The organism is Colwellia sp. Bg11-28 (assembly GCF_002836245.1).
GTDB classification, from domain to species: Bacteria; Pseudomonadota; Gammaproteobacteria; order Enterobacterales; family Alteromonadaceae; genus Colwellia; species Colwellia psychrerythraea_A.
Window position 1 is genome coordinate 138,893 of the sequence record NZ_PJBA01000005.1, and the last position, 12,125, is coordinate 151,017.

The 12,125-nt window shown below is 35.7% G+C and carries 13 protein-coding genes; 6 read left to right on the forward strand and 7 right to left on the reverse strand.

Annotated features, from left to right (window positions below; genetic code table 11):
* Positions 1-64: 64 nt before the first annotated feature.
* The 3 genes from CXF79_RS06050 to CXF79_RS06060 form a co-directional block, all read right to left on the reverse strand.
* Entirely contained in the window at positions 65-808 is a 744-nt protein-coding gene (locus CXF79_RS06050; RefSeq protein ID WP_101154338.1) for a DUF5675 family protein, read from the reverse strand.
* Between the two features lie 3 nt (positions 809-811).
* Positions 812-1,351 (reverse strand): hypothetical protein, encoded by a 540-nt coding sequence (locus CXF79_RS06055; RefSeq protein WP_101154339.1) that lies wholly within the window; start codon positions 1,349-1,351, stop codon positions 812-814.
* Between the two features lie 710 nt (positions 1,352-2,061).
* On the reverse strand, positions 2,062-2,664 hold the full coding sequence (locus tag CXF79_RS06060) for a hypothetical protein (protein WP_101154340.1): 603 nt from the start codon (positions 2,662-2,664) through the stop codon (positions 2,062-2,064).
* 263 nt (positions 2,665-2,927) lie between these two features.
* Between CXF79_RS06060 and CXF79_RS06065 the strand changes: the two genes are divergently transcribed.
* The 5 genes from CXF79_RS06065 (at position 2,928) to CXF79_RS06085 (ending at position 5,314) form a co-directional block, all read left to right on the forward strand.
* A complete protein-coding gene (locus CXF79_RS06065; protein ID WP_157825850.1) occupies positions 2,928-3,656 on the forward strand; it encodes a tyrosine-type recombinase/integrase in 729 nt (242 codons plus the stop codon).
* 3 nt (positions 3,657-3,659) lie between these two features.
* A complete protein-coding gene (locus CXF79_RS06070) occupies positions 3,660-3,974 on the forward strand; it encodes a hypothetical protein (RefSeq protein ID WP_101154342.1) in 315 nt (104 codons plus the stop codon).
* Positions 3,975-4,353: 379 nt separating this feature from the next.
* Positions 4,354-4,542: a hypothetical protein gene (locus CXF79_RS06075; protein WP_101154343.1), complete on the forward strand. Its 189-nt coding sequence runs from the start codon at positions 4,354-4,356 to the stop codon at positions 4,540-4,542.
* Between the two features lie 9 nt (positions 4,543-4,551).
* Positions 4,552-4,782 carry a hypothetical protein gene (locus tag CXF79_RS06080; protein WP_101154344.1) on the forward strand — a complete coding sequence of 77 codons (231 nt, stop codon included), beginning with the start codon at positions 4,552-4,554 and terminating at the stop codon, positions 4,780-4,782.
* 10 nt (positions 4,783-4,792) lie between these two features.
* Positions 4,793-5,314, forward strand: coding sequence for a hypothetical protein (locus CXF79_RS06085; protein WP_101154345.1), 522 nt, complete (start codon positions 4,793-4,795; stop codon positions 5,312-5,314).
* Between the two features lie 227 nt (positions 5,315-5,541).
* Here the strand turns inward: CXF79_RS06085 and CXF79_RS06090 are convergent, their stop codons facing one another.
* Together CXF79_RS06090 and CXF79_RS06095 are read right to left on the reverse strand one after the other, a co-directional pair.
* Positions 5,542-6,693 (reverse strand): hypothetical protein, encoded by a 1,152-nt coding sequence (locus CXF79_RS06090; RefSeq protein WP_101154346.1) that lies wholly within the window; start codon positions 6,691-6,693, stop codon positions 5,542-5,544.
* Positions 6,694-6,737: 44 nt separating this feature from the next.
* Entirely contained in the window at positions 6,738-7,802 is a 1,065-nt protein-coding gene (locus CXF79_RS06095; RefSeq protein WP_232769089.1) for a nucleoid-associated protein, read from the reverse strand.
* Between the two features lie 1,076 nt (positions 7,803-8,878).
* On the opposite strand from CXF79_RS06095, the gene CXF79_RS06100 reads away from it, so the two are divergent.
* Positions 8,879-9,727, forward strand: coding sequence for a hypothetical protein (locus CXF79_RS06100; RefSeq protein WP_101154458.1), 849 nt, complete (start codon positions 8,879-8,881; stop codon positions 9,725-9,727).
* Positions 9,728-9,974: 247 nt separating this feature from the next.
* Here the strand turns inward: CXF79_RS06100 and CXF79_RS23580 are convergent, their stop codons facing one another.
* On the reverse strand, positions 9,975-11,279 hold the full coding sequence (locus tag CXF79_RS23580) for an alpha/beta hydrolase (protein WP_232769090.1): 1,305 nt from the start codon (positions 11,277-11,279) through the stop codon (positions 9,975-9,977).
* A gap of 31 nt (positions 11,280-11,310) precedes the next feature.
* On the reverse strand, positions 11,311-11,982 hold the full coding sequence (locus CXF79_RS23585; protein ID WP_232769091.1) for an alpha/beta fold hydrolase: 672 nt from the start codon (positions 11,980-11,982) through the stop codon (positions 11,311-11,313).
* Positions 11,983-12,125: the final 143 nt, after the last annotated feature.

Here is a 12,125-nt window from a genome sequence, read left to right on the forward strand (position 1 = left end):
GCTATAGAAAACAGCACATAATTAAATTACGGCGAAAGTTAAGTGTTAGAGCTCTTTGTTCGCGTTAGTTTAAACGAGTTACTACAGGCAAATCCTCAACATCCCAATTGCCATTAATAGAGTCTCCCTCCGCTAACTTCTCGGCACCAAATAATGGAACCCTCAGATAGATATCATCGACTTTGCTATACAAATAGATATACTTTTTGTCTCTGTATTTTTCTGTGAAACTATAATAATCACCTTCGAAGGAGAGCTTCCATCGCCCTTTATCTTGATAATGCAGTTTTAAGTCATTTCCAGAAAACGATGTTCTCGCTGGAGAGTAAGAAATCTTTACTTTTACAGTTAAGTCAGGACTCATGTTAGGGGTGGACGAATCATAAAACATACTTTTTAAGTCTTTATATGCAACTGTGCTACCTTCAAGTTCATTCGAAATATTTTTAACTTTATTTCCAACTAATACACATCCCTCGATTTGACTGGGCCAATTACCGATATGAATTTGTATTCCTGAACGATTTGGAACTCCTTTCAACTCAAGCCTCCACTTATCATTTTTATCATAGCGTAGAAGTGCTTCGTATGTATCAGGCGGTATAGAACTGATAAAGCTTCTATTATTATTCCATGGTAACTCCAATGTATGCATCATAAACTCCCCATTAATGTACATTTCCCCTGTTAACGAGGAGGTGTTATGCGAAGTCCTATTGATTTCAATTACAAATGGATTAGCGAGTACTTTGAACATAGAAGTCGTGAGAAAAACTAGAATAAACGCCTTCAATAGATTTGCTTTCATAACTTACTCATTTGTTGTACATTTCATTGGTGTTGCTCTGTGAGCGCCCCCACTTAGAACTTTCATCGTTTCTTCTGCACTTTCATTGGAAGCTTTTGTGAAACCATCAAGAATATCTTCTCGCAAAGAAGCAATACCTTGAAGTGATTCAACTGCAGTTTTTACCCCAGGAGTCGATTCAGAATTAACAGATTTTAAAGTGCCTTTATCGAGCTCCACAGAAAATTTATTTGTTTCAAACCACCCTGGTTTGTATTTTATTGCGTACATTGTTTCATAATCTGCTTGAATTACTTTCTTCGAAATTACGTTTGGTGCACAGTACTTAATGCTATTTGGCAACTCATACATAGAATGACTAATATCCCCAGTTTTAGGATGCCTGATACGATCAAATAGTATTTTTTTTTCAACAAGCTTATACCCGTAAAAAAGAACTCCCTCTGTCTTCCCTTCTACAAATTGAGGGTTTTGAACAGTATAAATTGTTCCTGAACAGCCAGATAAGGTAAGAAATAAAAACAATATAATAGGAAACTTCATTTAACCCTCCTCGATATGATATTTTGATTCTCTAACAAAGCTTAGTATTAAGAGATATGAGTTACGCACTCTAAATTTTCATCTCTATAATCACTAATAAGATTAAATCCATGAGATGAAGCCCATAACTTATGAAGATAATTAAATTCTGTTAACTCATCGTTTGTAGCGCTGTTTAGGAGAGGTTTATCAGATAAGTAATTTAAACGTTCTAACTGTTACTTTTCCATGATTAACATTTCTTGTTAGCGTATTGACCAAGTATTTACCAAGAAAATGATTTACGCAAAAAATAAGTAAAAGTTTATTTCTACTCCATTTATGCTCACGGTCAAACTGAATAATGAAAAGGATTTTCCCCCCTCGTATTACTAAACGTATGCCTAAAAGAAAAACTCACAAAAGCCGGGCGACTGCTAAGTTATTGAAAAAAGTAAAAGTCATGTAAGCCTTTAGCTTCAGGGAAACCGGTAAATAAGAAAGCACTCAACCCTTATGGGACTTGAATATGTGTCCAAAAGAGGAACCTCCCTTATGCTTAATAATAAGTTGAATTATTGTAGATTAAACACTTATGATCGTATTTTTTTTCCAAATATCACTGGTAAAAATTCCCTTATAACTTGGCACAAAAAAGCCGTATAAAATACTGCTGTATGGAATGCGTTTAAATGTCAGCTTTCTGCCGTCTGCATAATCTAAATTGTACCTCAAAAGGATTTTTTACAGTGAGGGCAATTCAAAGGTTTTGATGCTCCATTAGGCATTCGCTCTGATGTTTTTGACACCCAGAAATCCAGAAAGAGAAATATAAACATGGCCATCCACAGCGCTATTGAAGGTAAAATAAGATCAATATCTCCATAAAGTCGCCATAAGAGAAAAATCGCATATACAATATTAATACCTATCCATTGCCAAACTGGATAGATTTCATCAGTTTGCTTTCTAGAATGAAAATAAGCCCAAATAGTTGCAAAAAACAAAGCTAATAGAAATGCACAATAACTGACTGGTGGGTTAAGGCTTGTGACAGCGGCCAAAACAAAGAATAAATTTGCCCCTGAGAATAATAGAAAATCTACTAACATTCGCTTGTCTTTAAAATTTGCTATGTTTTTATCAGCAAAAAAAGAATGATCGTCAATTGTTATTTTAGCTCGGAACATAAATTGAAAAACAATCCAAATACACGCCTGCCAATCAAGTTCTAATCCACTAGGGGTGATAAGAGAGCTGTTAGTAACAGTGAATTCAAACCCAATAATCACAGCAAGGCCAAATGTTAGGTTGGCGCGTTGATAGAAATTCATCACTAGTCCTTTTGTTGTTTTTTATAGCATAGCAGTAAAACAGAACATTCCAATGAAAGCCCATTTTTAAAGGGTTTGAGTTTTTAATACCACTAAAAGATAACTACATTGGAATGTGTCACCATTTCAAGTTGACGCTGGATCTAATAACAGTTAAGTTTATTGTATTGGAATATGGCATATAAGTAATTATTAAATTGGTTAGACGCAGACCTACAAACAGATTGATTAGGCCGCAAGTTACTGGAAAAGGTAAGGCACAAGTGCCAACAAAAAAGCAGTTTAAAAACATCTTGTGGCAAGCATCGAGAGGAAGCCTTGGTACGCGTAATGTAGCGATTATTTGGATGCTTTTTGGCTCTGCTTGTCGTATCACTGAGGCGATAAAGCTTAAAGTTAGTGATTTACTGTACTCTAATGGAGAGCTTAAAAGCACCTTTACTATTCCAGAAAAACATACGAAAACCAATAAATCACGAATAGCTTTTATATTAGCCAAAACGCACAGAGCAGCACTTGAAGCGTGGATAGATGAAATGGTTGAGGGTAACGCTTGGTGTGCTGGGAACACTGAATATAGGGGCTTGAATAAAGACAAGCCTGTATTCCCTACTCGTAGAGGGAAAACGTGGAAATCTTTAAACTTCCAAACTAAGAGATATAAAGACAAGGACGGCAACGAACTAACAACAGAAGTGTGTAGTTCAATGCAGAACCTTATTAGTAATATATTTAAGAACTCAGGTTTATTTGGTGGTTCAACACATTCTGGCCGTAGATCATTAGCGACATGGCTAGATAATTTAGATATAGATCTAGAGATCATTCAAGGCATATTGGGGTATTCTGATCCCGAAATGACTTTAGAGTACATTGATGTGAACTTTGATCGCATTCAAAAAGCTTTTGATAAATCATTCTCAGGTATTGTATTGCCTGATTTTGGCGAACAGTTAATTAGCAGCCCTAAAAATGGGCTAAACAAGGAATAAAAAATGTTAAAGAATTACTTTGAGTTACTAAGCTTGGTTGCAAAGGGGGAGCAGCCATATTTTGAAGGCGATATTGATTTAAAAATCATTCCCTTATTAAAAAACCTTCAAAATGAAGAGTTGATTTTTATTGATGGTGACGGTTTTATTAATTCAAAGAATGAATTCTCCATAACTCCAAAAGGTGCATTGGCATTATTTGAATGGGACAAAACAATTAATGAAAACAAACCTCTAACTAAAGAAAAGGCTTGGATTTTTGTTTGGTTAGCAGTAGGTGCAACATTGACTACTTTTGGTAAATATATCCTCGGATAATGCAAATAGGACTAAATAGGTACATTTGCAAAGGACTGCTTCTTCATAAAACAATACTTTTGTTTTAAATAAACACTTCTTTGTAAAAGTACACATATCTTCTAATAGAAACTTGTCACCCGTTGAACAAAGGTTATCTTGATGATTCGACAGTTACCTAAATTAGCTGGCGCAATAATATAGATAAACGAATTAACTTTAAGAAGGAGTAGTCTCTATTAAAAATCCAACGATAAAGGAGCTCAAGCTTCTAGCTTATTTAAAAGGCTTTTCTGAGGTTGAATTTAGTAAAAATGGTGCTGTTAATTTTTACAAGAACAATAACAAATGTATTTATACAGTGAAGCAATTTACGAAATTATTAACTGAGGAATAAAGTATGCTTTGGTGGTACGGATATCGTTGTGAACCAGATGGCCGAGTTTGTGTAAGAGATTCATTTGAAGACCCAGAATTAGCTAAACAAGAACGGAATAGGATTAGGAGTTCTGAAATGAAAGTAACTTCTCGGTTTATTACTACAGATGCAAAAGATGCTTTAGAAAAAGCAGAACAGCACTTTAATTAAGGAATATAGATGATTAAGCAGCACACTGATTTAGCGATTTTAGTAACTGATGATGGTTCGGCAATTAGAACAGCGGTTAGTAGAGAAGTATTTGTTAGTGCCAAGCGCCAAAGTAAAAACGCAATGGAAATAGTGTTGAATCAACTTGTTTTTCCACATCAAGATAAGTTTGAGCATTTCACTTATGTTTTTAATGTTCACCCACATAATAATCATTTAGAAAAATGCCTAACTTGGTAAGAAATAAGCAATGTTCGGTTCAAAAATAGATTTTACACTTCACTTTATTACCATAGCATTTATTGTTACTTTTTTTGGTTCTCTTGAAGTCAAAATATACATGATTTTTGCAGCTTTAAATTTGTTGCTTTTGTTTGTAGCTGTTGGTGATTTTTTACCATTTTTAAAGATGGTACCTAAGTTTTTACAATCAGTGTTAGGAAATGTATTTTCGCTACTTTGTTTTATACCGCTATTCGATAATTTAGCAAAACATTATATAGAAGACCTGAAATTTGATGCAGCTGCGATTAAAGCAGCCTTTGAAAAGGGCGTAGATGATACTGGAGGCTATCATTTTGATACTTTCTGTCAATCGGTATGCTCGCCATCTAATTTAGAAGTTATTATGAGTTCAAAAATATCATGGCTTAATTTTTGGGAAGAATCGTTGAAGACTTTATGGTGGGATGCCCCTCCGTTTGCTTGGTCCTTTGCATTGCTGTCAATATTATTATCTGCATTTCCATTTATTAAAAAACATTTGAGTTGAAATTGAAATGGCGGACTATAACGTATGTTTAAAATCTAAAACAAATCCTAGTGATAAATTTGATGATGTTGTTACAGCAAAGAAAGTTCATTAAAGCCATAGAAGACTCTGCGATTAAGTCAGAAGATCTAGTAAAAACACTTTTGAAAGAATCAACTAATTAAACCTTGGTGGCAAAGATAACAAAACAATTTCGCTAACCTTGAGAGCAAAGTTAAAGATGAACCTTAACTCGTTGCACCACAAACTAAAGCTATAACAATTATAAACATAATAATTGCTACAAACATTGAAGCGGATAGTTTCCACCAAACGATACCGTCTCTATCTTTTAAATCATTAAGGTATATGGTGACTTCAGCCTCATCAATACCTTTTTCTTTTTTTAGCCTCTCGAATAGTGGTGTGTATTCATTCTTAATTGCAGATAAACTACTAAATTGCCCTAGTAAATTGAGACAAACGATAACGGCTAAAACAAAGACTATTAATACAAAAACTATATTTTTATAAAATATTAATGACCCGAAACCACCTTCTTCTATCTTGCTTGCAGCAAGCCAAACACCTGCTGGGATAGCAAATGTTTTAGTAGCTACATCATCGAATACTTTATTAATTTTGCATATATATTCTGTTTTCTTTTCTTGATGCTCACGCCTTACTTTGTCAAAAGAGTAGTTGTTAACATATTGCTCGTAACTTGCAAGAAGCTGAGTTGCAAAAGCATTAAAGTGAGTCAATAAATAAGTAAACCTTTTGGCCTTATCTATATTTTTCAAAAAGGTGACTAGCGCTTCTCTAACTAGTCCTGTTTTTGCCTCTTTATGCGGATCTCTTGAAAGTAGTTCTTCCAATGATTCAGGGTCAATATCATGAGTTAGTGCAGTCTCATCAATAGCAAAATTAACGGATAAGCTTTGACCAAAAATAATAAGGTAATCTTCTGATGCTGTTACGTCATTCGCCACTTGCTTAATCAATTGGCAAACTTTAGCTGCATTTTTATAACGAGTAAATTTTTCAGACCGTGTTAGCTCACTATGAACAGTCATTTCGTTAGCAACAAATACAAACTCGACAGGATTTAAAACGTAGTTTGAATAAGATAGCAACTTGCCCCAGTTGTCACCAATAAAGTATTGATCGTGTATTTTTAAAGTAACGAGTTCAACCTTCACTTTGAAATTGACAAATTTGTCTTCAAATTGAAAAGCTGGTAGCTCCTTATGAACTTTTAAATCTCCATCGCTATACAGTTCAATTCCTGCTGAGCACAACTCACAACCAACAAGTTCTGCTAGCTTATCTATGTTTTCTTTTGTTAACTCTACAAACCCAGACACAAGATGGCCTTGTGAATATTCACAAGCTTCCATCACTTTTCTTATATCGCTATATGTATTAAGGGTTTGTAGATCCATTAGTTATTTTGTCTTCTGTTGTTTAACTCTTCGGTGATCTCAGTTTCTAATGCCGCAGGTATTTCGTTGAATGTAAGTTTTCCATCGCCACTATAAATAACCTGACTACCCAACAAGTTCCTATCAAAGCTTATCGATACACCGCCAGATTTACCGGAAATCCTCAGGTATTTTTTTAGTTCAGCATTACTAATAGCAATTTCTTCACCTACGTCATAAGTATTTCTGGCTACATCTAAAAAGTCATCAGGACTTTCGGGAAATACTCTATTAGCCACATCGGAAAGCTTTACTTCCTCACCAGATTTTTGTTTCTCTTTAATAAAGCCATGAGCATCGTCGATTTTTTGCTGTGTATTGTCTTCGCTTAAATTAAGTGAATTTTGAGCGTAATCTTGAACAGCTTTTTTAAGATTTTTAGTTTCTAAAATTGCCGCTTGCTTATCTCTTTGACAACCAATATATTCTTCAAAATAGTCACGAACTTCAGCAGCAAGACCTGTTTTAAATTTAATATATCTAGTTGATAAATTCTCTTCCCAATCAGTCAAATTAATTGCTGCCCCCAAATGAAGCTTATTAATGTCAATAATTTGAGAAGGTTCTAAATCAAGGTCAGCAGAGGTATTGTAACCATCAGCTCTTTGCAAAACAGCTAAAGCTAGCCAAGCTTTACCTCGATTTTCATACTCATAAAAAACTAACAGGCCACCTTTAACAGATTGAAGATTTGGTCTACGCATAACTCTAGCGTAACGTCTTGCCATGTTTTGCGTCATCGCCACAAAGTCATCACAAGTTAAGTGTTCATAATGAGCTTGAAGAGTTTGTTCAAATGGCGGAATTAACTCACAATCACCGTCAACAGCAAACTCTCCTATGTTTAAAGTTGAATGTGTAAAAAGTGAGATCAAATCATCTGTTAAAGATCCAGCAAGTCCTGCTGCATTATTTCTTTCTGCACGCAAATTTTCATCAACTCGACCACCATCTTCATCTCGTTTTACTTCGTGAATGATTACGTGATTAATTGCCACAATATTTTCCTTTTTATTATTTTTCATTATGCGGCTACATAAATTATTATAGCGCACCTGTATAAAAATACAGTTATTTTTTTGCTGTATACAGTCCAACTAACGAGACTTTGATTCAAGTTGTAATAAAGAAGATCAATTTTAAAATTTCATTGTTCTGATCCAAATGAGTAGCTGTCGCTATTTATTTGTAAATATAGTTAATTACGACTTGAAATTACTGATTGGAAATAATCATAAAATAGTGCCAATCCATGGAGCGAAGTAATCCCTTAGAGTTAAAGACTAACATACTAATAAGTTTAAATATAAATAGACTATTATCTAATAAATATAAGTTTGATTTCACGCAAGAATCCTATCATGTGATTGAATTCAATTCGGAGCCAACAAAAAGCCCCGACTAGCGAGGCTTTGGATTCAAATAACTTTTGACACAACGAAAACCTGTCACTTTAAGTTTACCTGACCCCTTTGTTTAAGTGGGGGGCCTGCTATTTATTGCTTTTTTTAATCACAGTAAAGTATAGGAGTCCCGATCTTTTGTGTCACTGCTAATTTTTCTTTATTAATTTATAATTGAACCTTGATGGTTACTGTGTAAAAACTGGCGATTAGTTGAACTGACGCTGCTACCGTTATAGGATATTAGTGGGTTATCAACCCCTTGACCGTGAATAAATCGATTAATTATTAATTGCCACTATATTCTACAATAAGTGCATTCCTATCATAGATAAACTTCTTTGTATTGCCTCCAGAAGTTAATGTATTAAGTCTGCCAATAGGGTTATAAGTTAATATCGTATTGTTTCTTGAAGAGGTTAGTAGCCTATTTTCTATATAAAAAAAGTTAATTATTACATTAACAGGGCTTAGCAATAAGTGCTAAATATATACAGATTCATATTTCCTAAATTTGAATTGTGGACAAACTTTAAGGGAAAAAATGCCTGCTATGGACAAACTTTATTGTCGCTACATAAATTGGCTTTAGTAGATGAATTTATTGGAATATCTTTTTCATGAGTTAACATTTGTAGATATTTTATAAAAAATTGAAAATGGGCTGGTTTAGTCAAAAAAATTTTGGGAAAGATCGTATGAAAGTTATACACCTAAATCATCCAATCGATGATCAAGAAAGAGCTGAATTGCTATTTACTGGCCATTTATTAGTTTATACCCAACGTGAATCCATGATTGAGCTAATTGAATTCACAAAAGCTTTATTAAAGGAACACTTGGGCGAATTAGATCCAACTCATGCCCAGCATCAACTGAATAAGCAAGATTTTTTAAAAGCAACGGGTGCTGCACAGACCCAATTTCGATGCAGTGAAAAAGCACGGCAGTTATTTTTTCACGTACTCAATGAATGCGGTATAGACCCAAAGGTTTGCTATTACGACCATTTCCCGTTGAGAGTTGTACCGTTCGCAGAACAACACAAAGGGGCAGACCGTGCTGCGATTGGTTATCATAGAGATACTTGGGGTAGCAATATTAATTGCCAACAAAACTGGTGGGCCCCTATTTTTGATTTAACAACTGAACGTACTATTGCTATCTATCCGGATTATTGGGGAAAACCACTAGCTAATACAACCGCAACGTGGTGTTTTGATACCTTGTTAGAAAAACGAAATGAAGCGCAAAGGGAGCGTATTTTCGACTATCCCAGTGCCCCATCACCAATTGAAAAAGTTAACGAGGATGGAGTCGTAAAGTTGATAATACAGCCAGGTGACGTTTTAAATTTTGCTAGTGCACAGTTACATGCCAGTGTACCAAATACGTCTAGTGAGACACGCTTTAGTGTAGAAATGCGAACTATCAGCGTAGAAGATTTAAATACCATGCGCCAAGCTCCTAATCTAGATAACGCCGGAACAAAACCTATGTATTCATGGTTTAAAAATATTGAAACGAAGCAGGCGCTAGTATACTAGAAGCGTCCATTGTGTAAGTTGCAAGGACAGTTAGCCATTTCTCTCTTTATCTCAATGTGCTTGTTGACCTTTTCGTTGCTCTGCAGATTGAAAATACATTGAGTAATTGATACTCACGATTTCAAAAAACAAACTAAATCACTTTGGCTTTCCTTACTACTCGCCTCATCCAGGGTTATAGAGTCAACTTAAACGGCTATTTTATTGCTATATAAGTGCGATAAAATAGCCCGATAAGAGATAATACTTACTCTGCTAATATGCCGTATTGAGTAATTTCTTGTGTTGTCATCCAATGTATATTTTCAGCAGATGCAGCCTCAAGGGTATACCAATAAAAGTCAGCAGGAATTCCCATGACTCTATAATAATCTAGGTATTTAACATGCTCTTGATGATCTCTTGGGTAATCAAGAGCAGCCGTACCACTGCCGTCACTCCACGAATGAACCCCTAATCTAGCTCCAGCTTCAACGGTACGTTTAACACCAGCTAAAAACATATCGGTACCGCCTGAGGCTACCATGCCGTCAGCAGGAATATGTGTGTTAATACCGTGATTTCTTAGTTCCGTTGATGCTAACAAATTAATCTCATCATCCATAGAACCAGGTACATTTTGCATGACAATAGTTTTGACCTGAGGATAATCGCTAAACAGTTTTTGCATGACTTTTAAGGTGTCTGAGCCGATAACTCCATTCATGTAAACGGTATCTGCACTGCTATCATCACCTTTAAAAGTAAAGTTCGCAGATTCTTCTTGATCACTGGCTTCGTAACTTAGTTCCGCAATATCTGAAACACAACTAGTCTCAAGCGTTTTATTTGGATTAGCTAAAAAATTAGCGGCCATAGTGTCAAAACAACTTAAGCCTGAAAACAATTGCCCATGACCGCCTTGTGGGTTAGTCACACTTTGTGCATTAGGCATGTTTTTCGCGACTAACGTTCCCCAAGCAGCAGGTGTCTGCGGATCCTGCAGACCATTGAGAATTAATACAGGAAGATCACTGGTAACGGCTTGTGTCTCAATATCATTTGCTGAGGCTACATCCCAAGCTTTACAAGATGCGGCATCAAAGCCCATATGAAACATGCCATTCACCGCTAGTTGGGTACTTGCCGACCAACCTTGACTATTATCATCAACTAAAGCGGTTATATTAAGAAATGGATATTCTTCTGCACAAACAGTAGATAATCCCATCGCATTATAAAAAAGCTCTTCCTCGCCTTGTTCATCACCTTCATTCTGCTCTTCAGTGATTGTATCTAAGGCAGATGCATACTTACTGATATCTTTATTAACCGCTAACAAGTAGTCAAGGATAACTGATTCAGAGGACATGTTAAGCAAGGTTTGGATAAATTCTCGACTCTCTTTTACCATGCCTTCATTATGCATACGGGCAATAATATCTTCGATAACCGCTTTTACTTCTTCAGGAGGGCAATCGTCGGTATTCTCACAGTTTTTAATTATTTGATTCAGTGATTCATAGTTCGCCCATGGCGTATCAGAGATACCGTTAACTTCTATCGGAAACATACCATCTAAGATGACACTGCGAATGCCTTCGCTATTTTTCTCGCATGATAGTTGTGGCTAATCGTGTGCCATAAGAAATACCGTACAAATTCCATTGTGATATTTTTAATGCGGTTCTGAGCTGAATAATGTCCATGGCATTATGTACGCTATGATAAGCATTTAAATCCACTCCAGAATTTTCTAATCTTGCTTTACACGCCTGTACTTGGTCAGGTGTACCTGCTTCATCAAACTCAGTGCAAAGTAGTGCGGGCTTTGAATAACCAGTACCGCGTTGGTCGACTAAATATACGTCTCTGTCATTGATAAAAGTAGCTGTCTTTATCACTTGAGCAATACTTGAACTGGCACTGCCTCCAGGGCCACCTTGAAGATAAACAACAGGGTCGGCTTGTTTATTTGTTGAAGTAGAAGCTAGCTTGAGTACTGCTATTTCAATCTTTTTATCTGAAGCGGTCTGACCATATAGAGCATGTTTTTCTGGCACGGTCAGATAGCCACAACTCGCACCCTCAGTCAAAAGGGCTACTTTAGCGGAAGGCAGCATACTCTTACATGCTACAGTCTTGAATGAGTTAACTGGCGTGGTAACAGCTTTATCTGTTGTTACATTACTCTTTGAGCTAGAGTCGCCACATGCAGCTAATAGACTTGTCGCTATTATTGCAGAGGCAATAAGTGTTCTATTGGTTGGTACCATTGAATATTTCCTTCATTTTTTGGTTTTTTAATAAACTTGGAATTATTCTATTGATGGACTGACCTTCTATCTATGGCATTAGTTTTTAAAAAATGTCATGTTTGTGTTGAAAAATGTCAGATTTTGTAAGCGTGATGCTATGT